The organism is Legionella taurinensis, from assembly GCF_900452865.1.
GTDB classification, from domain to species: domain Bacteria; phylum Pseudomonadota; class Gammaproteobacteria; order Legionellales; family Legionellaceae; genus Legionella_C; species Legionella_C taurinensis.
The window spans coordinates 2,254,928-2,281,189 of sequence record NZ_UGOZ01000001.1 but is presented as its reverse complement, the minus strand read 5'-3'; the positions used below and the strand labels follow the sequence as shown (position 1 = coordinate 2,281,189).

Below are 26,262 nucleotides of genomic sequence, written 5' to 3'. Positions count from 1 at the left end.
TCTCCTCAATTTATTGGCAGGCTTCACAATCCGGATCGAGAATCGAACACACTTTGGGTTCATCGATCGATACGGCATTGAGAGCACCGTCAGTAACCGTTGACTTCTCAGCGTTACTGGCACCCAAGCTGCGTAGATAATAGGTTGTTTTTAAACCGCGTTTCCAGGCATGCTTATATAACTCATCCAGCTTCTTACCGGAAGGCTTGGCCATGTAAATATTCAATGACTGCGCCTGATCAATCCATTTCTGACGGCGGGAACCGGCCTCCACCAACCACAGTGGATCAATTTCAAAAGCAGTCGCATAGCGGGCTTTCAACTCATCCGGGATACGGTTAATGGGTTGAACGCTGCCATTGAAATATTTTAAATCATTGACCATCACTTCATCCCAGAGATTCAGCGCTTTCAAATCAGCCACCAGGTAAGGGTTAATGACCGTGAATTCACCGGAAAGGTTGGATTTCACGTACAGGTTCTGATAAGTCGGCTCAATCGACTGGGCGACACCGCAGATATTGGATATCGTGGCTGTCGGTGCAATCGCCATCACATTGGAGTTGCGCATGCCCTGGGTGCGTACTTTAACACGTAATGGCTCCCAATCAAGCCGCTGTGAACGATCTTGATCGAGGTATTGGTTACGGGCCTGTTGCAGCAGATTAATGGAATCAATCGGCAGAATGCCTTTGCTCCACAAGGACCCCTCGTAAGTGGAGTAGCTGCCGCGCTCTTTGGCTAAATCAGAAGAGGCTTCGATGGCATAATAACTAATCAACTCCATGGACTCATCCGCAAATTCAACGGCCTTTTGTGAAGCATAGTCCACTTTCAGTTCGTAAAGCGCATCCTGGAAGCCCATTAATCCCAAACCGACCGGTCGGTGTTGCAGGTTGGAATGGCGGGCCTGAGGCACTGAATAATAGTTAATGTCAATGACGTTATCCAGCATGCGAACCGCGGTGGTAATGGTGCGCTTTAATTTGGCGCGATCGATCTGCCCATTGCTGATGTGCGCGGGTAGGTTGATACTGCCTAAGTTACAGACCGCAATTTCTTCCTGAGACGTGTTGAGTGTGATCTCGGTACACAGGTTGGAACTGTGGATGACGCCGGCATGCTGCTGCGGTGAACGCAGGTTGCAGGGATCTTTAAAGGTGAGCCAGGGATGGCCGGTTTCAAACAGCATGGACAACATCTTGCGCCACAGCTTCTGGGCCGAAAGCGTTTTTACGTTTTTGATTTTGCCTTGGCGGGCTTTTTCTTCATAGTCCATGTACAAGGCATCGAAGGCTTTACCGTATTGATCATGCAACTCAGGCACTTCGTCCGGTGAGAATAAAGTCCACTCGCCGTCTTCATTGACCCGCTTCATGAACAAGTCAGGAATCCACAGGGCGGTATTCATGTCATGGGTACGGCGTCGGTCGTCGCCGGTGTTTTTACGCAGCTCAAGGAATTCCTCGACATCACGGTGCCAGCACTCCAGGTAACCGCACACTGCCCCTTTGCGTTTTCCACCCTGATTAACAGCGACCGCGGTCACATCCGCCACCTTCATGAAGGGCACAACCCCTTGTGATTTGCCATTGGTGCCTTTGATGTGCGAACCCATGGCGCGAACAGGCGTCCAGTCATTGCCCAGACCGCCGGCAAATTTGGACAACAGGGCATTGTCTTTGATGGCGCTGTAAATGCCGTCCAGGTTGTCGGGAATGGTGGTTAAATAGCAACTGGATAATTGCGGTCTGACTGTTCCTGAGTTAAACAGTGTGGGCGTGGAAGCCATGTAATCAAAGGAGGACAGCAATTGATAAAACTCAATGGCCTTGGCTTCACGATCTTTTTCACGCAGGGCTAAACCCATGGCCACGCGCATGAAGAAGGCTTGCGGCAATTCATAACGAACGCCTTTCTCATGAATGAAATAGCGGTCATAAAGGGTTTGCAGACTGAGGTAGGTGAACTTCATGTCGCGTTCAGGCAACAGAGCGGCGGCCAGTTTGTCCCAATCAAATTCAGCCAGTTTGGTGTCCAGAATGCCTTGAGCAATACCTTGATTCAGGTAGGTTTTGAAATAAGTAGGGTAGAGCTCGGCCATCTCGTCAAAGGTCGCTTCCGTCTTAAGGGCTAATTTGTTCAATGCCTGGCTGCGCAGACTGTCGAGCAGGAGGCGGGCGCTGACGTAGGTGTAATTGGGTTCTTTTTCCACCAGGGTGCGAGCGGCCATGATCAGCGCTTTGTGCACGTCATCAAGCTTGGCCTGATTGTAGAGGTTACGCAGGGCATCTTTAATGACGGGTTCGGCACTGACGGCTTCGAGATCACGGCAGGCTTCTTCCACGATGGTGCGCAACCGATCCATGTCCAGCGGTCTTAATTCGCCGTCCGGCATGGTAATGAGGGGCACCTTGCTCTCAGCAGCCTGTTGCTGCAGCTTGGCTTCACGGGCTTTGCGGTGTTCTTCACGGTAGAGGACATAAGCGCGCGCCACCTTATACTGGCTGCTGCGCATCAGGGCTAATTCCACCTGATCCTGAATGTCTTCAATGTGGATGGTGCCACCGCTTGGCATACGGCGTTTAAAGGCCTGCGTGACCTGTCTTGCAATGCCTTCAATCAATTCGTGAATGCGATTGGACGCTGCCGCATTGGCCCCTTCCTCAGCGATAAAGGCTTTGGTAATCGCTACTTTAATCTTGTTCTCATCATAACTAACCACTTTGCCGTTGCGCTTGATGGTTTTAAGCAACCCAGGGGCATTGGCTGTCAATTCCAGCTGACTGATAGGCGGCACATCTTTTACCGGCTCAAGAAGTTCTGACATGGTTTCTCCCGAGATATTTTTCTTGTTATTTTTCTCTGACGCTTCATTCATAGTAAAGTAAAACCAACCCAATATCTAGTGTGTATTCTATAATTCTAGCTCAAGATATTGTGTTTTTCTTGTGGAAAGCAAGGGAATAAGCTGTGGATAAATTGTTGTTAATTCGCAAAAAACCAGGCGTAAGCGATGCTTAGTGTCTTAAGAAAACAAGCACGTTGGAGCTACTTCTTCGCCTTGACGATGATGGCATCGCTGACGTTGGAAAAGCCATGGACATTCAAACGGAAATTATTCAGCTTAGCGTACAGCTGCGTGGAGTTTCCGCCATCGAGATTGAGCGCGTTCAAGCAGTTAAGCGGCGGGGCTTTCATGAGTTGCGCCAACTCCGTGGTGGACATGGCGGCATGGTCGGTGACCAGGATGATGACATGCCCATCCTGGGTAATCCCCAAGGCGGTGCGCTCTGCGCGGCCTGCTTTAAGCGGTGGAATCTTGCCATTGACCAGAAGGCGCGGACCGCTTTGTACGGCAAAATCAATCTGGGCGCTGGGGTAGAACTGGCGGGCGCTCGCTAAGTAGGCGTGGTTGTTTTTAATGTAGAAAACACCCCACCAGCTGATTGGCTTAAGCGGGTTAAGCTGCTTTTTGTCCTTGATACGAAGCCCTAAGGAATTGTAATTGTCATCAAAAAAGCCGCCATTAATCGCCAGCAGCGCCTTGCTGAAGGCTGCAAATTCATCGACTGACGCATACTGCTGCGATAAATCCCGCGCCATCACCAGCGACAGGCGGTTGTCTTTCAAATGAATACGGAAGGCATGAATATGCGACCAGGGAGTCAGGTAGCCGCTGCCTATATCCTGGTAGTCAATGCCGGGAGACAATTGCTGCCAGTCGCTGGCCGCCACGGCAAAATTGAGCACCAGAACCACCATCAGCAGGGTAAATGCTGTTTTCGAAGCTCGCGTCAGCCATTTAAAGGGTGCAATGGTTTTCTTGAGCATAGTAAACTTGTATCCTTGAAACAAAACTTCAGCAGTAAGGGGACTGCCAATGGAAATATCAACGCAAAATAACAAAAGATTACAGGAACAGTCAACCGGGAATTTAAAGGCATTAATGCAGGAGGTCTTGGCGCTGGCAAAAGCAAAAGGGGCGAGCGATGCGGCAGTTTCAGTCAATCATGACAGCGGTTTTTCCGTTGACGTGCGCATGAGGGATGTTGAAACGGTCTCGTTCAATGAAGACAAGGGAGTAAGCCTGACCGTCTATTTTGGGCATCGCAAGGGGTCAGCGAGCAGTACCGACACATCCCCCAAAGCCCTGGATGCCATGGTCAATGCCGCCTGCGACATTGCCAGAGTCAGCGCCGCTGATCCCTGTTTTGGCCTTGCGGACAGAGAGTTAATGACCAACGAGCACCCGGACCTTGATCTCTATCATCCCTGGGACATTACGCCAGTGGAAGCCATTGAGCGCGCCTTGGCCTGTGAAACGCACGCCCTGTCGCTGGACAAGCGCATTGCCAACTCCGATGGCGTCAATTTCGGCACCTACACTTACAGTTACGGCTATGCCAACACCTACGGCGGGGAAGGCGTCATGCGGGGGTCGCGCCACAGCTTGAGCTGTTCCCTGATTTCCAGAGAGGGCGAGGGCATGCAGCGCGATTATGATTACACCACGGCCCGTCATGCCAGTGAATTGAAATCCCCTAAAGAACTGGCTGAAAGTGCGGTGCAGCGTGCAGTGAGTCGCCTCGGCGCCCGTAAAATCAAAACACAGAAACTGCCGGTGATTTTTTCTTCCAGGGTCTCCAGCGGGTTAATTTCAAGCTTCGTGGGGGCGATAAGCGGTTCCAATTTATACCGAAAAAGTTCGTTTTTGCTCGATTCCATTGACAAGCAGGTGTTTCCGAAGGGGTTTCGAATTTATGAACAACCGCGCTTGTTAAGGGCCTTGGGCAGTTCAGCTTTTGACGGGGAAGGTGTGCCGACCCGAAACAATGTGCTGGTGGAGGACGGCCGGGTCTGTCAATACGTGCTTGGCAGCTATTCCGCGCGCCGTTTGGGGTTAAAAACCACCGCGAACAGTGACGGGGTACATAATCTCACCGTGGATGCCAACGCGGGTGATTTGCAGTCGCTGCTCAAACAAATGGGAACCGGCCTGCTGGTCACCGAGCTCATGGGACAGGGCGTTAACGGCTTAACAGGCGATTACTCCCGGGGGGCGACCGGTTTCTGGGTCAAGGATGGTGAAATTCAACATCCCGTGGAGGAAATCACCATTGCCAGCAATTTAAAAGACATGTTCCTGGCCATTGCGGCGGTAGGAACGGACATCAATCCGAATATCGCTACCCGTTGCGGGTCGATTTTAATTTCACAAATGATGGTGGCGGGGGAGTGACGCGGTAACACACAGGACATGCGCGGTGCGGTTAATTCTGCGTACCGCGGCTTGTCCGCGGTATCCGGATACTGTCCTATGACAGGTGTCATGAAGAGAAATGAAAAGGCGAAGGCAGGATACAACCGGTAAGATTAATTCTTGTCGCGGAAGATAATGCGGCCTTTGCTCAGGTCATAAGGGGTTAATTCGACTTTAACTTTGTCGCCGGTAAGGATACGAATGTAATTTTTACGCATACGACCGGAAATATGGGCCGTCACAATGTGGCCATTTTCCAGTTCGACTCGAAACATGGTATTGGGTAAGGTATCGATAACGGTACCCAGCATTTCAATATGATCTTCTTTTGCCATAAGCTCTCACAAAAATGGAACGAGAATAAGGCACAAATGATGCACTAAATTATCCCAGATGGCAATAAACTCAATGCGGCTGCCACGATCCCTGCCGTGTAGGGTGAGTCAAACTTTCTTTTAAACGCTTTAAAAAATCGGATCGTTCGACAATCACCGCACCCAGACTCATCAGGTGGGCGGTGGGCAATTGGCAATCAATAAAATCAAATTGCCAGTCGGCTAGCGTCTTGCAGAGATAATACATCGCCATTTTGGAGGCATCGCGTCGATAATGGAACATGGATTCCCCAAAGAAAGCGCGTCCAAGGCTCAAGCCGTACAATCCGCCGCACAATTCGTTGTCTTCTGTCCAGATTTCAAACGAGTGCGCATAGCCCAGATGATGAAGCCTAATGTACGCCTCCTGCATTTCCGGCGTTATCCAGGTGTGATTTTCACCTCGCCCTTCACAGCTGGCACAGGCCTTAATGATCTCGCTGAAATGACTATCTCGACGGAAAACATGGGGGCGGTGCAGGGCTTTTTTGAGGCTGTGCGAAACGTTGAACTGATTGGGTTTCAGCAGCAGCCGCTTTGGGGGCGACCACCACAAAATTGGAGAGCCGGCCTGATACCAGGGGAAAATACCTTGGCTGTAAGCCTGTAAAAGATGGTGGGGCGCAAGGTCTCCGCCTACGGCAAGAAGGCCTTCCTCATCGCTCTGATTTGGATTGGGGAAAACAAAATCATCACCGGTGAGGAAGGTCAATGGCGCAATAATTATTCTCCCAGATCATCCAGGTATTTTTCGGCATCAAGAGCCGCCATGCAGCCAAATCCCGCGGACGTCACCGCCTGGCGGTAAACGTGATCAGCGACGTCGCCGCAGGCAAAGACACCGGGAATATTGGTTGCGGTGGCCATGCCTTCAAGACCCGAACGGATAGTAAGGTAACCATCCTTCATATCGAGCTGGCCTTTAAACAGGGCGGTGTTGGGATCATGGCCTATGGCGATAAAGACGCCGTCCATGGGTAATTCCGTGATTTCGTTGTTCTGAAGATGACGCAGACGCACACCTGTGACTTTCATGGCATCCCCCCTCACTTCTTCAAGGGTATGGTGCCACATCAGACGGATGTTGCCGTTTCGTGCTTTTTCAAACAGTTTATCCTGGAGAATTTTCTCGGCACGCAGGCTGTCACGGCGATGGATCAGCGTCACACTGGCTGCAATGTTGGATAAATAGAGGGCTTCTTCCACGGCTGTATTGCCGCCACCAATCACACAGACTGTTTTATTGCGGTAAAAAAAGCCATCGCAGGTGGCGCAGGCAGAAACGCCGCGTCCCTGATAGGCTTTTTCGGATTCAAGACCCAGGTAGCGGGCGGAGGCGCCCGTGGCGATAATCAAGGCATCACAGGTGTAGGTTTCGCTGTCGCCGTGCAGGACGAAGGGTCTTTGCTGAAGTTCGGCTTTGGTGATGTGATCAAAAATAATCCGGGTATCGAATCGCTCGGCGTGTTTCTGCATGCGCTCCATCAGCGCGGGACCCATCAGGCCTTCGATGTCGCCGGGCCAGTTGTCGACTTCCGTGGTAGTGGTCAATTGCCCGCCGGGCTGCATGCCGGTGATGAGAACGGGTTTTAAATTGGCGCGCGCGGCATAGACGGCGGCGGTGTATCCGGCGGGGCCTGAGCCGAGAATTATAAGGCGATGGTGATTGTTACTGCTGATCATCTCTGCCTTCCTCATGAATTATGTTAAGATGCAAAATAGTATGACAAAACAACTGATTTTAAAATAGCTATGGCAAAACAAGACGCAAGTACCAAGGTCGATAACTCGAAAAAAATCCTGCCGAATTTTTTGATACGACGATTAAGTGAAGGCAGTTTCATTCTGGTTTTAACCTGTGCATTATTCGTTTTATTATCACTGAATACGTACAGCTTTTCCGATCCAAGCTGGTTTCATGTGACTAAACGCAGCAATGTGGTCAATAACGCCGGCGGCCAGGTGGGTGCTTATGTGGCGGACGCCCTGTACTGGATGTTCGGCTATTTCGCCTACCTGCTACCCTTGTGCGTGGCGTATGTGGCCTGGGTGATCCTTCAGGATCACCGGGCGTTGCGCACGGTCAATAAACCGGCGCTTCTGCTTCGCACCAGCGGTTTTTTGTTTTTAATGCTGGGCGGCTGCGGCCTGTTGAGCCTTGAATCCTCCGGAACGAAAGAATTTGTCCACCGTGCGGGAGGATGGCTTGGCGATTTTGTTGCCGGCGGTTTCGACTATGCGCTTAACTCCCAGGGCGCAGCGCTGCTGCTGTTGGCAATTTTATTGGTGGGCGTGACCTGGCTGACGGGCTTGTCCTGGGTTCGCGCGACCGAATTCATTGGTTTTTATACCCTGCAGTTCTCGCAGAAACTGTTAAAATGGGGGCAGCAACTCGCCGCTGTCGTCAAGGCAAGGCTTGCACAGTTTGCAACGCATCAGGAGCCGGTTGCGCCGTCCAGTGAGCGCAGGCCGCCGCTGCTAAAAAAAGAAAAAGCCGAACTGCCGGTTCTCAAGGGACCTGCCCTGACGGTGCCCGCCGCGGCAACCGTCCCCGCACTTCCCTCATTGGAAGTCGCCCCGGCCCCAACGAACGTGGTGGTCAGGGAACCAATAAAAGAGCCGCCGCGGGAGACCCCTCGGGCCCATAAACCGATTGTTCCGGTATTGGGTAATCTGCCTTCGATTAATCTGCTTGACAAGGGGCAGCCCGGCAAGGCGTTGGGCGGTTACACGCATGAGCAACTAGAAACCCTGTCGCGCGATGTCGAACAGCATCTGCTCGATTTTGGGATTCAGGCGGATGTGGTTGCGGTTCACCCCGGGCCGGTGGTGACCCGTTTTGAACTGCAGCTGGCGGCAGGCATTAAGGTCAGTCGTTTGTCATCCTTAGCCAAAGATCTCGCGCGCTCGCTGTCGGTGACCAGTGTTCGTGTCGTGGAGGTTATTCCCGGAAAAACGGTCGTAGGTCTTGAGTTACCCAATCAGCACCGCCAGACTGTCCGTTTATCGGAGGTCCTGTCTTCCGAGGTGTATCAACAGGCCAGTTCACCCCTCATTCTGGCCCTGGGTGTGGATATCGCAGGACACCCCATGGTGGTTGATTTAGCCAAAATGCCCCACCTTCTTGTCGCCGGAACCACGGGTTCGGGTAAATCAGTGGGCATTAACGCCATGATTTTAAGCCTGCTGTTTAAGGCAACACCCGATCAGGTGCGCCTCATCATGGTGGATCCCAAAATGCTCGAGTTGTCGGTTTATGACGGCATTCCGCATTTACTGACTCCGGTGGTGACGGACATGAAAGAGGCGGCAAGCGCCCTGCGCTGGTGTGTGGGCGAGATGGAGAGACGCTATCGTCTGATGGCGGCCATGGGCGTGCGTAACCTTGCCGGTTTTAATACCAAAATCAGCGAGGCCCAGGCGAAGGGCGAGCCATTGAAAGACCCGCTGTGGAAACCGGTCTCTTCAATGGATGAACAGCCCCCCGAATTACAAACCTTACCCTATATCGTCGTGGTCATTGACGAACTGGCCGACATGATGATGGTCGTGGGCAAAAAAGTGGAGCAACTCATTGCTCGTATCGCCCAGAAAGCCCGTGCGGCGGGAATCCATTTGATCCTGGCCACCCAACGGCCTTCAGTGGATGTGCTGACCGGACTGATCAAATCCAATATCCCGACACGCATGTCATTCCAGGTGTCGTCAAAAATTGATTCGCGTACTATCCTTGATCAACAGGGCGCTGAACAGTTGCTTGGCCATGGCGACATGCTTTATTTGGCGCCCGGCAGCGGTGCTCCTCTGCGCGTGCACGGGGCCTTTGTTGATGACAAGGAGGTTCACCGGGTGGCGGATGACTGGCGTGCCCGTGGTGAGCCGGAATACATCGATGAAATCACCCAGTTCAGCAGCGACGGTGAAGGCGGGGGCGGTGGTGGTTTTGGTGAAGAGAACCAGGATACCGAAGACTCCGATCCTTTGTATGATCAAGCGGTGGAATTTGTATTGCAGACCCGTAAGGCAAGCATCTCTTCCGTTCAACGGCGGTTAAAAATCGGTTACAACCGCGCCGCCCGCCTGATAGAAGAAATGGAACGTACCGGCATTGTCGGGCCTCTGGAAGGGGGCTACAGGGATGTGCTGGTCGCAACGGTTAACGAGGAATAAACCATGAAAAAACTGATCCTGTCCGTCTTATTGTTGGCATTCAGTACGGCCTACAGCGAGCCTGTGGCTGAAGAGTTGCAAGTCAAATTGAATAATATCCGCAGCATGACGGCTAATTTCAGCCAGGTGGTTAAAGCGAAAAAACGGGAAGTATCCAACTCTCAGGGTACCATGGCGCTGGAGCGCCCCGGGCGTTTCCGTTGGGAGACTAAAAACCCCATGGAGCAACTGGTGGTGGCCGACAGCCAGAAACTCTGGGTGTATGATGTGGAGCTGGAGCAGGTCACGGTTAAAAAACAGGAGAAAGGATTAGGGGGAACGGCGGCTTTGTTTTTAAGCGGTTATGATGACACCGTGACCCGTGATTTCAATGTCACCGTGTCCAATCAGGGAAAAAATCAACTTTATGATCTGCATGCCAAATCGCCCAAGGAAAATTTTCAGCAGGTAAAACTCCTCTTTAATAACGACATGTTAATCGGCATTGAGTTGTTTGATCAGTTAGGTCAACATACGGTGGTGAAGTTAACGAATATTAAATCCAATCCTAAACTGGCCGGCCGTTTGTTCCAGTTTAAGCCGCCAAAAGGAGTGGATGTGGTGCAGCAATGAGTCTGTTTAATGACCCGCCCCATGCCCCTTTAGCGGAGCGTTTGCGCCCTGAGCACTGGGATGAAGTCATTGGCCAGACGCACCTGTTAGGACCGGGTAAACCCTTACGGCTTGCCTTTGAAACCGGGAAGCCGCATTCCATGATCCTCTGGGGGCCGCCTGGCGTGGGCAAAACCACGCTGGCTAAGCTCAGCGCCAAAGCCTTTGATTGCGAATGGATTGCCCTGTCAGCCGTGTTTTCCGGTGTAAAAGACATTCGTGCCGCTGTTGAGCAGGCCAAAACATTTTTGATGCAGGGGCGTCAAACGGTGCTGTTTATTGATGAAATTCACCGGTTTAATAAATCACAGCAGGATGCGCTGTTGCCGTTTACAGAATCCGGCCTGCTCACGTTTATCGGGGCGACTACGGAAAACCCCTCGTTTGAAGTCAACTCAGCCCTGTTATCCCGGGCGCAGGTTTATGTTCTTAAATCATTGGACGAGGAAGAGTTAGCCCGATTAGTCCATCGCGCACGGGAGACACTGCCTCATTTGCAATTTGATGAAAAAGCAATTGAACAGCTCATTGCCATGGCCGATGGCGATGCCAGGCGTTTACTGAATCTGGTTGAGCAGGTGGGAACTGCCGCTGACGCGAAGCAGGAGAATCAAATCACGCTCGATTTTTTACAGAACGTGCTGGCTTCCACGCAACGACGGTTTGATAAAGGCGGGGATTATTTTTACGATCAGATTTCTGCTCTGCATAAATCGGTACGAGGGTCCAATCCGGATGCAGCCCTGTATTGGCTGGCCCGCATGCTGGATGGTGGGGTTGATCCTTACTATCTTTCCCGCCGTATTGTGCGCATGGCCTGGGAAGACATTGGTTTAGCTGATCCCAAAGCCCTGCAGATTGCCAATGAGGCGGCTCAAACGTATGAACGGCTCGGTTCACCCGAAGGGGAGCTGGCCCTGGGGCAGGCTGTGATTTATCTAGCCGTGGCTGCTAAAAGCAATGCGGGTTACAACGCCTTTAATGAGGCGCGTGAATTCGTTAAAAAAGACAAATCACGTGAAGTGCCGCTGCATTTACGCAACGCGCCCACTAAGCTGATGAAAAAAATAGGCCATGGCCACGATTACCGTTATGCCCATGACGAGCCCCATGCCTATGCAGCCGGCGAAAACTATTTTCCGCAGGGGATGAAAGCGCCCGGCTGGTACCAGCCGGTACCCCGGGGCCTTGAAATCAAGATAGCCGAAAAACTGGCTTTTCTGCGCAGCCTGGATGAAGAATACAAAACAAAAAAATAGCCCGGCCGCTTCGGCATTGAGTTAATAATTTGACTTTCCTGTGTTTTTAACTGTCAATTATTCGGCAAAACCGATTTTCACGCAATTAATGCATTGATTGCATTGGCATTTTTAATTTGGCCTGATCTTTGCTAAAGTCGAATTAAAACGGATAAAAAGAAATGCCATGAGCACAGTCATTGACCGACAGAACCAACGCCCCTTTACCCTTTCAGAGAAGGAAATTCTTGGCTGCCTGCCCTGTGGTTTGATCGTGCTGAATACCCAGGGATTGATCGTTTGGCTTAATCAGGCGGCCAACCATCTGCTCGGCGGTGATTTGCGTGGCGAGTTGTGGCTGGATGTCATTAATCGCGTTTTTTCGCCGCGGGCGGATGATGGCCATGAAGTGTCTTTGGTGGATGGACGCCGGGTTAATGTATCGATTTCTTCATTGGAGACTGTACCCGGCCAATTAGTGACGCTCATTGATTTGACGATGACGCGTGATTATGAAGACGCCAAGGCGAATCAGGACAGGCTGATGATGATAGGCCGCATGACGGCCCAATTGGCGCATCAAATCCGCACGCCCCTGGCTTCCGCATGCCTCTACACGGATCATCTGCAGCAACAGGTGACGGAGGAACGATGCCTGCAATGGTTATCCCGCCTGCAGGATTGCCATGCCAGCATTGAACAGCAGATTGCCGACCTGCTGCTGTTCGCCCGCGGTGAAGCCCTGGTGTTGGCCCCAACGGATCTCAGGCAATGGAGTTATCGCTTTTTAGAGCGCGTTTATACACTCCTTGACAATCAAAAAATTAAACTGGAAGTCAACAACCGATTGCCGCAGGCCCTGTGGCGCCTCCACAGTGAATCCTTGATTGGGGCGTTGCTGAATCTGATTAATAATTCACTGCAGGCAGAGGCTGATGCCCTTAAAATTACCCTTCAGTTGCAGGAGGGGGAGGGGGTTGTCATTCAGATTGAGGACAATGGCCTGGGGTTATCCGACGAAGCAAAGCGTCAGGCGTTTACGCCCTTTTTCACCACCAAAGCACAGGGAACGGGATTGGGGCTCGCTGTGGTGCAGGCTGTGGTCAAGGCCCATGGCGGGCAGGTTATGCTTGACTCCACGCCGGGTCAGGGTTGTTGTGTGACAATTCATTTAGTGGAATGACATTAAGAGAGGGGTTGTTCATGAGCGACGTATTAATTGTTGAAGATGATCCGGTTTTACGTGAAGCCTTGGGTGAGACGATGAGCCTGGCCGGTCATTCTTTTCTCGCTGCCCGCGATGGCAGAGAGGCCTTGGCCATGCTGGAACGTCATAACCCGGCCATCGTATTGAGCGACATTCGCATGGATAAAATGGATGGGCAGCAATTGCTGTCTGAAATTCAACGCCGTAATCCCGGCGTTCCTGTCATTTTAATGACTGCTCATGGCTCGATTGATGATGCAGTTCATGCCATGCGTCAGGGGGCAGTCGATTATTTGCAGAAGCCCTTCAGCGCCCATACATTGACTGAAAAAATCAATCACTACATTAAACCGCTGTCCATGGATGATTCCGAGCCAATCGCTCAGGATCCCAAGAGCCAGGCCCTTATGTCCATGGCATTAAGGGTGGCACAGTCGGATGTGGGTGTCATGATCAGCGGCGAAAGCGGCACAGGCAAAGAAGTCCTGGCCCATTTCATCCATGATCATTCCCCCCGCCGCGAGCATCCGTTCATCGCTATCAATTGCGCAGCCATTCCCGAGCAAATGCTGGAAGCCACGCTTTTTGGCTACGAGAAAGGCTCGTTTACCGGTGCCTACAAGTCCACGCCCGGCAAGTTTGAACAGGCCCAGGGGGGTACGCTGTTACTCGATGAGGTCAGCGAAATGAGTCTTGGACTGCAGGCTAAACTGTTGCGGGTATTGCAGGAAAAAGAAGTCGAGCGCATTGGCGCCAACAAGATGATTAGCCTGGATGTCCGGGTACTGGCAACCAGTAATCGCCAATTACTGGATGAAGTGAAAGCAGGGCGTTTTCGCGAGGATTTATTCTACCGTCTGAATGTGTTCCCTCTGCATTGGCTGCCGCTGCGCGAACGTCCCAATGACATTATTCCCTTAGCCAATTACTTAATCCGTCGTCATTGCCAGAATAACCTGCCGGTTACCCCGGTATTAAGCGACAAAGCCAAACAGGCCCTGCTTCGCTACGCCTGGCCAGGTAATGCCCGCGAACTGGATAATGTGGTGCAAAGGGCGTTGGTCCTGCAAACGCAGAATGTCATTGAAACAGAGCATTTGCAATTACCGGATACGGCGGTGTCAGGTACAAAAAAAGAAGTTAAAAACCTGCAGAATCATGAATTTGATTTGATTGAGCAGATCTTGAAAGAGCATCAGGGAAACCGCCAGCAGGTGGCGGCTATCCTTGGGGTCAGTGAACGCACCCTGCGTTACAAACTCGCGAGGATGCGGGAAGAGGGGTATGTTGTGTAAATTTGCATCATATTTGACGGCTGTTGCCAAGGCGCGTAATTATAGAAGCTGGGGTAAGGGTTATTCATAAGTATCATTAAGAGGACAGCATGATGAGCGATATCAATACCGTATCCTTGTTGAATCAGTTGAAAGTCATGGCCAGTGAGGCACAAGGAAAGAGTGTGGAATTTGCAAACGATCAGGTACAGTTTAACGATATTTTTCAAAAGACCCTGGGCGAGGTGAATGCCCTGCAACAGACGTCCGATGGTTTGAAGGCGCGGTTTGAATTGGGTGATCCCAATGTCAGCATTGGCGAGGTGATGATTGCAGGTCAAAAGGCCAACCTGGGCTTTGAAGCCGCCTTGCGTGTGCGCAACCGTTTCGTGCAGGCCTACCAGGATATTATGAATATGCCGATTTAACGGTAAGGTCATTCAGGTGGACAGGAGTTAATCATGGCATTGGCTGACAGCGCATCCAAAGCGGCCGCAAAATTTGCAAGTCTCTCAATCATGAGGCAGTTGGGCCTGCTGGTTGGGCTGGCTGCCAGTGTGGCCATTGGCCTTGGGGTGGTGTTGTGGTCGCGTGAGCCAAGTTACATGCCCTTGTACAGTCAGCTCAGCAACCGTGATTCTGCTGATGTGGTCGATGTGCTGCAGCGTAATGCCATCAGCTTCAAGGTGGATGAAACCAATGGCATGATTCTCGTCCCCACCAATCAGGTTCAGGCTGCCCGTATGAAACTGGCCGCAGAAGGGCTGCCGCGAGGCAGCGGCGGAAGTTTCGAATTGTTTGCAGGCAACAATTCATTCAGCACCAGCCAATTCATGGAGAACGCGCGCTACATTCAGGCGCTGGAGGCCGAGTTGGCGCGAACGATAAGCCAGTTTCACGACATTAAATCCGCACGCGTTCATCTTGCCATTCCGCGGGAATCAGCCTTCGTCAGGGACACGCGCCAACCCAGCGCCTCGGTATTCATTGATGTTTATTCCGGCGTTGAAATTAAAAAACAGACCATCGCCTCCATCATTAACCTGGTGGCTTCAAGCATCCCAAGCCTATCTGCCAGCCGCGTGACAGTGGTGGATCAGAACGGGCAGTTATTAAGCGAAGGTGGTGGCCAAACGCTGTTTACTGAAACCGAACGGTTCCTTGATTACCGGCAAACGCTGGAACAACAATACGCGCAGAAAATTCAGGACATCTTAACGCCGCTTTTAGGGTACGGACGGGTCAGTGCCAAAGTGTCGGCTGACATTGACTTTACCTCTTATGAGCAGACTCAGGAAATGTATAACCCGGAGATGCCGGCGGTCCGAAGCGAACAACTGGTGCAGGATAACCGCAACGTAGGTCCCAATGCGTCCAGTGGTGTTCCCGGCGCCTTGTCCAATACCCCGCCTGCCAATTCGACTTTAACGCCGGTGAGAAACCGTAACATCAATTCACAGGCAATGACGAATCAGGATATTGAAGCCAACATGGTGCACAAGGAAAGCACCAAGAATTTTGAGTTGGATAAGACCATCAGCCACACCAAAAATCAACCCGGAACCATTCGGCGTCTGACCGTGGCAGTCTTAGTCGATAACCGCTCGGTGATGAATGAAAAAACCAAGAAAATGGAAGTCAAACCCTTATCAAAAGCCGAACTGGATCAGGTGAAAGCCTTAGTGGCGGACGCCATCGGCTTGAATGCGGAGCGGGGGGACAGTTTGAATGTGGTTAACAGTAATTTTGTGAAACCGGAGCCCATTGAAAGCCTTCCTGAGCCCCGCTTCTGGCAAAAAGACAGTTTTTGGTCAATTATTAAACAAGTGCTGAGTGGTTTATTTGTACTAACCATCGTGTTTGGTGTACTGAGGCCTTTATTCAAAACCTTAGCCCATTCCCGCCGTGAGGAGGAAAGCGGCTCGGCGGAAACGCAAGCCGCCCTGTCGTATGAAGGGAAGGGATTGCCGCCTAATCTCAGCGATTATGACCAGCAGTTACATCTGCTCAGACAAGTTGTGGACAAAGAGCCCAAACGGGTAGCGCAAGTAGTAAAAACCTGGGTTGATCGGGGGTAAGTAAGATGGACGGTATTGAGCGGGCAGCCATTTTGTTGTTGGGTATGGGGGAAAAAAATGCCTCGGAGGTCATGAAGTACCTTGAGCCCCGACAGGTTCAAAAGGTGGGTATGGCCATTTCCAACATGAATAACGTCAGTAAGGCCAAGATGCAGAACGTGCTCAGCGAATTTTTAAATGCCATCGAGGAGCAAAGCAGTCTGACGGTGGATACCGAAAACTACCTGCGTACAGTGTTGATTAATGCCTTGGGCGAGGAAAAAGCCATTCCTTTTATTGATCGTATTCTGGTTTCTGACAAAGACAGTGGCCTTAACCGTTTAAAATGGTTGGATGCCCGTCTCATTGCCGACGTTATCCGTAACGAACACCCGCAGATTATTGCGACCATCCTGATTCACTTAGACAGTGAGCAGTCAGCCGAAGTGGTCAGTTATTTCGCTGCTGAGAAACGCGCGGAAGTGCTGCTTCGCATGTGCAATATCGATACCGTCAAGCCTGAAGCGATTTCAGAGTTAGGTCATGTCATTGAAAAGCAATTAAGCGGACAAAAAGTAGCTAAAACTGCTTCTGTGGGTGGCATTAGAAGCGTGGCTGACGTGATTAACTTCCTAGACGGTGCTATTGAAGCGGAAGTGCTTGAAAAAATCAATGAATGGGATCAGGAGTTATGCGACAAGATCAAAGACAAAATGTTTGTCTTTGAAAACTTGGTCGATATGGATAACCGCAGCGTGCAAACCCTGCTTCGCGATGTGACCACCGAGCAGCTCATGCTTGCTTTAAAGGGAACAACCGAGCCTGTGAAGGAGAAAATATTCACCAACATGTCGAAACGAGCGGCTGATTTGTTGCGTGAAGACCTGGAAATGCAGGGGCCTGTTAAAGTCAGTGACGTGGAAAAGGCTCAACGCGATATTTTAGCGATTGCCCGAAGCCTCGCAGAAGAAGGCAAGATTTCCTTAGGTACCAAGGGCGGCGAGGAAATGATTTAATCATGGGGATAAGACGTTATGAACAAGGATTTTCAACCCCTGTATGACGAATCCAATAAAAAGGATTTCAGCGCCTGGGAATATAAAAAGGATGAAAAACCGGCTAAAGATCCGGTAGTGGATGAACAGGCCCTCTTAGCCGCCGAATGCGAACGTCTGCGCGAAGAGGCGAAAGCCAAAGGGTATCAGGAGGGATTGCAGCAGGCCCAGGACGAAATGAACCAGCTGCGGGATGAATTAAAGGAATGGCTTGAGTTTATCCAGAACCCGGTGCAGCTGGTGGATAAAAACGTCAGTGAAGAAATCATTAAGACCATCATCTGGCTTTGCGAAGCTTGCATCGGCATTGAAATTTCCAACTCACCAGAAAAACTCCTGCTTCTGCTGGAAGAGATTAAGAAAGAACTGCCAAGCCTTCGCCGCGATCAGCAACTGGTGATGAACACCGAAGACGTCGAATGGTTAAAAAGCCAGTTAAGTCATAAATACCGCGACATCATTGCCATGTTAGTCAGCGACTCCACCCTGTCGCGCGGCGATTTTTATCTGCGAAACGAGTACAGTGAGTTGGATGGCACCTTAAAAACCCGTTTGATGAATTTATTCAGCGCCCATTTGGGTTCCTTAACGCTTGATATTATCGAAGACGAATAATGGCTATTTACGAATCGCGTCTGGTGGATGCCTTAAAAAAATTCCGCCAGGTCCCGGATTCCGGGCTAAGGCATTGCGGTCATGTGAGCCGGGCTGTTGGCTTAACGCTCGAAGCCAAGGGGTTCCATTACCCGGTTGGCGCGCGTTGCTGGGTAAAATTAAATGAGACTGAGCGCGTGGAGGCCGAAATTGTGGGCTTTGACGGCGAGTGTGCCTACCTCATGTCCATCGGCCAAACCCAGGGAATAGGCCCCGGAATGCTCATCACCCCCAGCGGCCGTGTTGCCCACGTGAAAGTCGGAGCGCAATTGTTGGGGCGAATCTTAAATGGCGCCGGTGTCCCCATTGACGGCGGTGAGCCCTTGGTGGCTGCGGAAAGTTATCCACTGACCAGCGCCCCGTTTAATCCCTTGCAGCGGGCGCCGATTAGCACAGCCATGGATGTCGGTATTCGTGCCATTAATGGTTTGCTGACTGTTGGCCGCGGTCAGCGGCTTGGCCTGTTTGCCGGTAGCGGCGTGGGTAAATCGGTGCTGCTCAGTATGATGACCCGTTTTACCGCGGCTGATTTGGTGGTCGTCGGACTCATCGGCGAACGGGGTCGCGAGGTCAAGGAATTCATCGAATGCAATCTGGGTGAAGAGGGGTTAAAGCGCGCGGTGGTCGTCGCCGCGCCGGCCGACGAAAGTCCCTTGATGCGCCTGCATGGCGCCATGGTCGCCACCAGCATTGCGGAGTATTTTCGTGATCAGGGAAAACACGTGCTGCTGCTGATGGATTCACTGACCCGGTTTGCCCAGGCGCAACGGGAAATCGCCTTGTCCATCGGTGAACCGCCTGCCACCAAAGGGTATCCTCCTTCGGTGTTTGCCAAATTGCCGCAGCTGGTTGAACGGGCAGGGAATGGTACCCAGGAGGGCGGTTCGATTACTGCTTTTTATACCGTATTAACCGAGGGGGACGATCAACAGGATCCCATTGCCGATGCCGCCCGCGCCATCCTTGACGGCCACATCGTATTGAATCGAGAACTGGCGGAATCGGGACAATACCCCGCGATTGATCTGGAGGCTTCGATAAGCCGGGTGATGCCGGCCATTGCGGATTCCAAACAAATGAGTCAAACCTTGTTGCTGAAAAAATATTTGTCCATCTATGAAAAAAACAAGGATTTGGTCTTGCTGGGCGCTTACACCAAAGGCACCGACAAGCAGCTGGATAAGGCCATTGCCTATCGCGAAGCCATCAGCAATTACATTGCCCAGGGTATGAATGAGGCCGTCAATTACCAAGAAAGCCTGGCGCAACTGGATGCCCTGGCTGCAAGCCTGGAGCGCTAAGCCGTGTCCAGACAGCGGCTGGAACGCTTGAATACTCTCCTGGGCATGAAAGAAAAGGCCATGGAGAAGGCCGGTGAGATGCTTAAACAGGCGCGCGAGCAGTTTACCGCCGGAAAAAGCAAGCATGACCAGATTGTCAGTTACCGTCAGGATTACGTTGAGCAACTGCACCGTATGGGGGATACCGGGTGTACGCTTGGACGATTACGCAATCGCATTGATTTTATCAACCAGTTAGACACCATTCTTATCCAGTTGAACCAGCAATTGAGTCAACTTGCCAAATTTCGCACCCAATGCGAAAAAAAATTTTTACAGGCTAAAGCAGAAAAAGATGCCGTTATTCGCTTGATTGAACGAGTAAAATTACAACGGAGCGAACAGCTTGCCAGGCTTGAGCAAAAGGAAAGTGATGAGTACGCGCAAAAGCAATGGTATAGTAAAAACTCGACGAACAACCCTGATAAACGCGGTGGTTAACTTTTTTAAGCGAATAAGGATTTTCCTGGCTGCATTCATTATTGTCGCGGCATTACTTTCCAGTCTGTTTCGTGCGCTGACGCCCTGGGCTACGCAGTATAAATCAGAAGTGGAACAGCACTTGTCAACCCTGCTGGGGGAGTCTGTGACGATTCAGTCGATGGAAACCGGGTGGTATTGGTTTGAGCCGGTGATTAAGCTTAATCAGGTCACCGTGACGGATGCGCATCGTGACACCATCAAACTCAGGCAATTGTTTGTGGGCATTAATCTGTTCAGTTCCCTGTGGCATTGGCAGATTCAACCTGGCGTGCTCTACATCAATGACGTGAAGCTGACGGCAAGGCAACAGCAGGATCAATGGCAGATTGATGGCTTAACCACCCATGACAGACAGCCGATCCACTGGACCGACGACTCCTACCAGCCGGTTTTAGCCTGGATTCTGGCGCAACAGAAAATCATCATTAAACACCTGTCTTTGGATGTGCACTTAAAAGACGGCACCTTTATTCCTGCCCGTGGCATCAACCTGGTCATTGGTCGAAGCGGATGGGGTTATCGCATCAAGGCCAAGGCGCACCTTCGCCAGCAGGTCCCCACCGCGCTGCAGTGGGTGGCTTACCTGACGCTTGATCCCTATCATCTCGACAAGACAGAGGGGCAAGTGTATCTCTCATTGAAAAACGTGGTGCCTGCGCAATGGCAGGGTTTTTTTAATCCAGAGCGCTACACGGTGACTGATGGACGCGGCGATGTGCAGGTGTGGACGGACATTAAGGCCGGTCATCTCGAGGACGCCCAGGCGCGGGTCGATATTTACCGTTTGGCCTTGAATGACAATCAAACGCAGCGCCATAACCGTCTGGATCGTTTTAAAGCCAATTTAGCCTGGCAACTCACCCGGACTGGATGGCAGTTAAGCGGCGATCATGTGGGTCTTGAAATTAATCATCGCCATTGGCCGCAAAATCAATTCCTCGTGGAGTACCAAAAGCCGCTCAATACCTGGACAATCTACGTCAAACAACTACTCATCGAGTCCCTGTTGTCTCTGGATGTCTCCTGGCCTGATTCGTTTAAACCCTGGCTAGCCGTCAAACCCCAGGGCCTGCTTAAAGACACCCGCATTCAGGTTAAAAACGACGCGCCTGCCTTCCTGCTGACCCAATTTAAAGCCTTAGGCTGGGAAGCGTTCGGTCCTTATCCCGGGGTAGAAAACCTGTCGGGGGTATTAAGCTGGCAACCGAACGAAGGCCATGTGGAGATTGACGGTGAGTACACGGTCATTAAACCCAAAGACAAACCGCCCGTGACCTTTTTATCCTTAAACACGGTGCTGGACTGGAAAGAGCTTAGTCATGGCCTGCGCATCAGCCTGGATAGACTCGTCTTACGGCACCCGGATTTACTGCTCAGTGGCAATGGCGTTCTTGATGACGTGACAGCCAGCGAGATAGGCCACATCACTTTAACGGCGGCCTTATCCGCAAGCAAGGCCCAACGCTGGCTGCTTTATCTTCCCTCCCAATCGCTTAAACCCAAGCTTGATGCCTGGCTTAAGCACGATGTGAAGCGCATTGATAAACTCGTCGCCAATGTCAATATCAATGGCCGTGGCGCCGACTTTCCCTATGACAAGGCTGAGGGTGAATTTGAGATCAATGGCCATTTAAGTGGAGTGGATTTGGTTTTTGCCCCCCAATGGCCGGTGACCAAAGACATTGAAGCTTATGTACAGGTCAAGCAACGCACCTTTAATGCCGACGTGGTTTATGCCGATTTGCAGGGAATTGTGTTAAATGAAGCCAATGTGGTCATTAATAATCTTGGGTTGAACCGCGAAACCCTGCTGGTGCACACCAAAGTCGATACCAGTGCCAGTAAGGCGCAGAGCTATGTTCTGGCCTCACCGCTGAATAAAAAACTCTCGGCTCTAAACAGCCTGCAGATGAGCGGCCCCTTAAGCCTCGATCTCCAGCTTGAAGCGGCCTTGTATCCGGAAAATGACGACATTCTCGCCTTAGGTGATATCACGTTTAAAAACAATCAGGTGAAGGTGAATCACACGCTTGAAAACATAGAACTGCACGAGTTGAATGGCTCCCTGCAATTTGATCATGAAGGCGTGCTCGACAGCAGTTTGCAGGCGTCGCTGCTCAATAATCCGGTGTCAATACTGATCCAGTCCATACGTTCCTCCAATCCGCGTACCGAGGTCAGGATTAAAGCCAAAACCAACATCGCCCTGTTACGCGACAAATTGAATTTATCCATTTTTGAATTGATGCGGGGGGATTTCTGGCTGGAAGGGCTTCTGATTATAACCGAGAATAAACAGGATCTGGATCAGTTTCAGATCAAATCCTCCTTAAGCGGTCTTAAGATCGATTTACCGCCGCCGTTAAACAAAACCGCCGACAGCAAAGCGCCGTTAACCGTCGACATCCATTTCAATCCGGATAAAGCCCTGCGTTTTCGCATCAATTACGATTCACGACTCAGTGCGGATTTGTGGTTCAGCGGGCCGAAAGGCCAGTTTCATCTGCAAAAGGGGGAAATCCGCCTGGGCAGCTCCACGGCACGCTGGCAGGAGCAACTGGGTCTGCAGATTGTCGGATCGCTGGCTTCGTTTGATTTGCGCCAATGGCTTGATACCTTGGCCAAATTACCCGCCACCCGCAGCAAGGAAAGCGTTAGCGACGCGGTCAGCTTCATTGACTTGCGTTTGAAACAGGCGCGCATTGCCGAGCGCAATTACACCGATTTGGCTGTGCAGGCCACCCGGTTAAATGCCAATGAATGGTCTATCGAAATCGAACAACAACGGGTGAAAGCCAATCTGCGTTACAAAATCAAAGAGCGTTTGTTAAGCGGGGTATTGGGTCACCTGTATTGGGATAAAAACAGCGACAGGCAGTCCAAACCGTCTACGCTTAACGTCAGCGACATGCCCAATCTGGATTTGCGTATCAATGATTTTCGCTATGACACATTCAATCTCGGGCAAGTGGCCTTAAAAATGACAAGAGCCCCCAAGGCCTGGCGGCTCGATTATTGCAAAATCAAAACCCCGGCTTATCAAGTGACTGCGACCGGCCAGTGGACCCAGGAGGCACCGAGCAGTCAAACCCAAATCAAAGTGGATATGCAAATTAATGATCTGGCAGGCAGTCTGGCCCGATGGCATATCAGTCCGGTGGTGGAATCGTCGTTTGGCCAGATTGAATTGCGAGGCACATGGCCCGGATCGTACACCGATTTTGCCTTAAATAAAGTAAAAGGGACAATGGCGCTTTATTTTAAGCATGGCCGCATCACCAATTTAAGCTCGGAGACGGAAGAAAAACTTGGTTTGGGTAAATTATTAAGCATCTTAAGCCTGCAAACCATCCCGCGGCGTTTAAAACTGGATTTCAGCGATCTGAAAAATGATGGTTACAGTTTTGATGTGCTGAAAGGCAGCTTTGACGTCAGGAACGGGGCGATACACACGACGGACAGTTACATTGACGGTCCGGTGGCCTATGCCAGCATGAAAGGCAGTCTGGACCTGGCAAGACAGCTTTACGATGTGGATTTGCAGGTATCGCCACACATTACCGCAAGCCTGCCCATTGTGGCGACAATTGCCGGCGGTCCTGTGGCAGGCGTGGCCACCTGGGTGGCCAGCAAGATCATTAATCAGGGCATGCAGAAAATCAGAGCCTATACTTATAAAATATCAGGACCGTGGAAACAACCGGTGGTGCAGCAGGTCAGTATTTTCAGAAAGGAAAAAAACCAGTGACCCTGCAAACAAAGAAAAACTTAACCCGGGATTGATCGATGTGGCTTGCCATTTTAAAAAAATACTGGCGTGTGACGACGTTCAGGGAAACCCCTGCCAACACGCCTTATTCCCTGTTGATTCTGCTGCTGGCCATCCTGATTTATTTTTTAATCGTTACCCTGCAATGGGAACTGATGGATTTAAAAAATCAGTTTCCCTTATCAGACACCATGCTTGCAGCCATCTTGTTAGTCGTCTCTTATTACGCCTATACCGCGTTGTTGCTGGCCGCCACCGGCAAAAGCAACCGGATCCTGCAAACCTTGACCAGTCTTTTAGTCTGCCATCTCATTATTCTGATGGTGGGGTTTATCATTGTTTTTTTAACGCCGATGCTGGCTAAAGCCGACATGACACAGGTTGGCATGCGGCTGTTGGTTATGATTTATCTTTTAAAGGTTCTGGTGTTAACATTATGGCAATTTTCAGTGGCCGCCCACATTTACAGACAAGCCCTGGATTCGGACTATCTGACCGCCATCCTGGCCAGTTTTGGTTTACTGGCGGCCAACATTTTAACCATGAGTTTCTTACGGTGAGAGCAACATGCATTTACACATTTTGGGAATAGGCGGGACCTTCATGAGCGCGCTCGCTATTCTGGCGAGAGAAGCCGGGCATCAGGTCACCGGATGTGACGCAAACTGTTATCCGCCGGTCAGTGACTTGCTTGCAGCCAAAGGGATTGAATGGTCTGAAGGCTATGAGGACACGGCCAGGGCGTTGAAGGCGGACTGCGTGATTGTCGGTAATGCCATGAAGCGCGGCGTACCGGTACTCGAAGCCGTGCTCAATCACAGCAAACAGTACACTTCAGGCCCTGAATGGCTGGCGCAAAACATTTTAACCCGTTACCGCGTGTTAGCGGTGGCGGGGACTCACGGTAAAACCACCACCACCTCCATGCTCGCCCACATTCTTCAGGAGGCTGGCTTGAATCCGGGTTTTTTAATTGGCGGCGTCGCGCCCAATTTTGCCACCAGTGCGCGGCTTGGGTCGGGGGAATGGTTTGTCATCGAGGCGGATGAGTACGACAGTGCCTTTTTTGACAAACGACCCAAATTGATGCATTACCGTCCGCAGATTGCCGTGTTAAACAACCTGGAGTTTGATCATGCGGACATTTACACGGATTTGGCAGCCATCAAGCAGCAGTTTCACTACTACCTAAAGACGATTCCATCGACTGGCACCGTCCTTAAACCCCGGGATGATCAGGCATTAAATGACGTCATTGCCCGCGGCATTTACTCTCATCTTGAAGACCTTGCCCTTGAAGGCACAGCCGCCTGGCGGGCGGAGATTCTTGATGAAAGCGGCAGCCATTTTCGCGTCTGGCATCAGGGCAAGCCGGTGGCGGAGGTACAATGGCCTTTAATTGGCCGCTTTAACATTGAAAACGGCCTGGCCGCACTGGCTGCCAGCACCCACGCAGGGGTTAAGCCGGGCATTGCGGCTGAAGCCCTGGCCCGCTTTGCCCCGGTCAAGCGGCGTCTTGAAGTCAAATCCAACCGCCATGGTATCACCGTCTATGATGATTTTGCGCATCACCCCACGGCCATCGGCAAAACCATCGAGGCATTAAAGCAAAGCCAACGGCATCAACGCATTTTTGCAGTCATGGAATTTGCTTCCTACACCATGCGCTCGGGCGTGCATGCGGCAGACATGGCGAAGGCGCTGGCGCCGGTGGATGGCGCCTTTGTCTTAACTCCACAGCAATTTAATCTCGCTGACTTAGCCAGGACCTGGACCTGCCCCTACCAGTTGCTACCGGATACCGACAGCATCATTGCCAGCCTGGTCAATACCGTGCAGCCGGGCGATGCCGTGTTGATTATGAGTAACCGGGGCTTTGATAACATTCATCAGCAGTTGGTTCGCCGCATTGATGAACGCTTCTTATCCGCCTCATCCATGATTTAAAGCAAAGGTTATTGCAAATTCTTTGGCAGGTTGTTATAAAAAAAGAAAGTGCTGATTAACAATATCTCTGCACTCTGGTATTTTTGTTAACCCTAATACCAAAAAAGTTGCAAATAAATACCGACAGGCTTACAAGATGTGCGTGGTTGATTGATGGGCAACATAACGGACTGACTTTTATCATCCTTAATGACGATGCTCGCTTAACAGCCAGCGTGGAGGATTGCCATGCCAGACTACAAGGAGTTATTGGAGAAAGCGACGAAGCTGCCTGGAAATCTGGTTGTGGCCCATGATAAACGTTATTCGTATGTTTCCATGTTTTTTACTTCTGTTTTATGCACCCAGGCCTACACGGATGCCCTGCTGATTCAAAAAACAGCGATTTGTCTCAATCACTACAAAGCCAGTGAGGAGGATAAGAAATTAATCCTGACAGGGATGTACATTTACGTGGCCAGGAAAAATTACAGCGGTTTGGCCATCCTGGGCGATAACACGCTGTTGCAATTGCTGCATGACCATCTGAAAATCAAATCATTCACTGAATTCAGCGCCGGCTTCATCAAGGCCTGTTACGAGGAACTGGATAAATTTTCTGACTGGGTTTATGAGCAGAGGGAGTTTGAAGAGCCGCACGCGCTCTACACCGCGTTTCCTCACGATATGAAAATCGTGATCCAGGGTCCTATCGCAGAAGAAAAAAATACTCACGGTTGTCTTGGTCTGGTCTCTGATTGCCTGTCCGGACTGAGAATATAAATTATTGAAGGGAGGTAG

21 protein-coding genes are annotated in these 26,262 nt (G+C 51.1%); 16 read left to right on the top strand and 5 right to left on the bottom strand.

What is annotated here, in order from left to right:
* Positions 1-10 precede the first annotated feature (10 nt).
* The gene (locus DYE45_RS10420) at positions 11-2,830 is read right to left on the bottom strand and encodes a ribonucleoside-diphosphate reductase subunit alpha (RefSeq protein WP_115301078.1); all 2,820 of its coding nucleotides are present in this window, start codon (positions 2,828-2,830) and stop codon (positions 11-13) included.
* A gap of 221 nt (positions 2,831-3,051) precedes the next feature.
* Positions 3,052-3,765, bottom strand: a complete 714-nt coding sequence (locus DYE45_RS10415) for a phosphodiester glycosidase family protein (RefSeq protein ID WP_242602629.1) — start codon at positions 3,763-3,765, stop codon at positions 3,052-3,054.
* Between the two features lie 118 nt (positions 3,766-3,883).
* Here DYE45_RS10415 and pmbA point away from each other — a divergent pair, with 118 nt between their 5' ends.
* Positions 3,884-5,242, top strand: a complete 1,359-nt coding sequence (pmbA, locus tag DYE45_RS10410) for a metalloprotease PmbA (protein WP_108290349.1) — start codon at positions 3,884-3,886, stop codon at positions 5,240-5,242.
* A 134-nt stretch (positions 5,243-5,376) separates the two neighbouring features.
* On the opposite strand, the gene infA is transcribed toward pmbA, so the two are convergent.
* The 3 genes from infA to trxB all read right to left on the bottom strand — a co-directional run bounded on the left by infA (position 5,377) and on the right by trxB (position 7,320).
* Entirely contained in the window at positions 5,377-5,598 is a 222-nt protein-coding gene (gene infA, locus DYE45_RS10405) for a translation initiation factor IF-1 (RefSeq protein WP_058527262.1), read from the bottom strand.
* 70 nt (positions 5,599-5,668) lie between these two features.
* Positions 5,669-6,349, bottom strand: coding sequence for a leucyl/phenylalanyl-tRNA--protein transferase (aat, locus tag DYE45_RS10400; protein ID WP_108290347.1), 681 nt, complete (start codon positions 6,347-6,349; stop codon positions 5,669-5,671).
* 11 nt (positions 6,350-6,360) lie between these two features.
* A complete protein-coding gene (gene trxB / locus DYE45_RS10395; RefSeq protein ID WP_370447871.1) occupies positions 6,361-7,320 on the bottom strand; it encodes a thioredoxin-disulfide reductase in 960 nt (319 codons plus the stop codon).
* A 69-nt stretch (positions 7,321-7,389) separates the two neighbouring features.
* On the opposite strand from trxB, the gene DYE45_RS10390 reads away from it, so the two are divergent.
* The 15 genes from DYE45_RS10390 to DYE45_RS10320 all read left to right on the top strand — a co-directional run bounded on the left by DYE45_RS10390 (position 7,390) and on the right by DYE45_RS10320 (position 26,244).
* Complete coding sequence (locus tag DYE45_RS10390) at positions 7,390-9,807, top strand: DNA translocase FtsK (protein ID WP_115300882.1); 2,418 nt, start codon at positions 7,390-7,392, stop codon at positions 9,805-9,807.
* 3 nt (positions 9,808-9,810) lie between these two features.
* Positions 9,811-10,419, top strand: coding sequence for an outer membrane lipoprotein periplasmic chaperone LolA (lolA, locus tag DYE45_RS10385; protein WP_108290343.1), 609 nt, complete (start codon positions 9,811-9,813; stop codon positions 10,417-10,419).
* Positions 10,416-11,717 (top strand): replication-associated recombination protein A, encoded by a 1,302-nt coding sequence (locus DYE45_RS10380; RefSeq protein ID WP_115300881.1) that lies wholly within the window; start codon positions 10,416-10,418, stop codon positions 11,715-11,717. Before lolA ends, DYE45_RS10380 begins: the two co-directional genes overlap by 4 nt.
* Before the next feature lie 166 nt (positions 11,718-11,883).
* A complete protein-coding gene (locus DYE45_RS10375) occupies positions 11,884-12,879 on the top strand; it encodes a sensor histidine kinase (protein ID WP_108290339.1) in 996 nt (331 codons plus the stop codon).
* 20 nt (positions 12,880-12,899) lie between these two features.
* The gene (locus DYE45_RS10370; RefSeq protein ID WP_108290337.1) at positions 12,900-14,198 is read left to right on the top strand and encodes a sigma-54-dependent transcriptional regulator; all 1,299 of its coding nucleotides are present in this window, start codon (positions 12,900-12,902) and stop codon (positions 14,196-14,198) included.
* A gap of 92 nt (positions 14,199-14,290) precedes the next feature.
* On the top strand, positions 14,291-14,605 hold the full coding sequence (gene fliE / locus DYE45_RS10365; protein WP_108290335.1) for a flagellar hook-basal body complex protein FliE: 315 nt from the start codon (positions 14,291-14,293) through the stop codon (positions 14,603-14,605).
* Between the two features lie 33 nt (positions 14,606-14,638).
* The gene (gene fliF, locus DYE45_RS10360) at positions 14,639-16,255 is read left to right on the top strand and encodes a flagellar basal-body MS-ring/collar protein FliF (protein ID WP_108290333.1); all 1,617 of its coding nucleotides are present in this window, start codon (positions 14,639-14,641) and stop codon (positions 16,253-16,255) included.
* A 5-nt stretch (positions 16,256-16,260) separates the two neighbouring features.
* Complete coding sequence (fliG, locus tag DYE45_RS10355) at positions 16,261-17,250, top strand: flagellar motor switch protein FliG (RefSeq protein ID WP_115300880.1); 990 nt, start codon at positions 16,261-16,263, stop codon at positions 17,248-17,250.
* An 18-nt stretch (positions 17,251-17,268) separates the two neighbouring features.
* Positions 17,269-17,904: a FliH/SctL family protein gene (locus tag DYE45_RS10350; protein ID WP_115300879.1), complete on the top strand. Its 636-nt coding sequence runs from the start codon at positions 17,269-17,271 to the stop codon at positions 17,902-17,904.
* Complete coding sequence (fliI, locus tag DYE45_RS10345; RefSeq protein ID WP_108290327.1) at positions 17,904-19,244, top strand: flagellar protein export ATPase FliI; 1,341 nt, start codon at positions 17,904-17,906, stop codon at positions 19,242-19,244. The genes DYE45_RS10350 and fliI overlap by 1 nt, the downstream gene beginning before the upstream one ends.
* A gap of 3 nt (positions 19,245-19,247) precedes the next feature.
* Positions 19,248-19,724, top strand: a complete 477-nt coding sequence (gene fliJ / locus DYE45_RS10340) for a flagellar export protein FliJ (protein ID WP_308810077.1) — start codon at positions 19,248-19,250, stop codon at positions 19,722-19,724.
* Complete coding sequence (locus DYE45_RS10335) at positions 19,657-23,514, top strand: YhdP family protein (protein WP_108290325.1); 3,858 nt, start codon at positions 19,657-19,659, stop codon at positions 23,512-23,514. Before fliJ ends, DYE45_RS10335 begins: the two co-directional genes overlap by 68 nt.
* A gap of 38 nt (positions 23,515-23,552) precedes the next feature.
* Positions 23,553-24,095: a hypothetical protein gene (locus tag DYE45_RS10330; RefSeq protein WP_108290323.1), complete on the top strand. Its 543-nt coding sequence runs from the start codon at positions 23,553-23,555 to the stop codon at positions 24,093-24,095.
* Positions 24,096-24,102: 7 nt separating this feature from the next.
* Positions 24,103-25,482: a UDP-N-acetylmuramate:L-alanyl-gamma-D-glutamyl-meso-diaminopimelate ligase gene (gene mpl / locus DYE45_RS10325; RefSeq protein WP_108290321.1), complete on the top strand. Its 1,380-nt coding sequence runs from the start codon at positions 24,103-24,105 to the stop codon at positions 25,480-25,482.
* 228 nt (positions 25,483-25,710) lie between these two features.
* Positions 25,711-26,244 (top strand): hypothetical protein, encoded by a 534-nt coding sequence (locus tag DYE45_RS10320; protein WP_108290319.1) that lies wholly within the window; start codon positions 25,711-25,713, stop codon positions 26,242-26,244.
* Positions 26,245-26,262 lie beyond the last annotated feature (18 nt).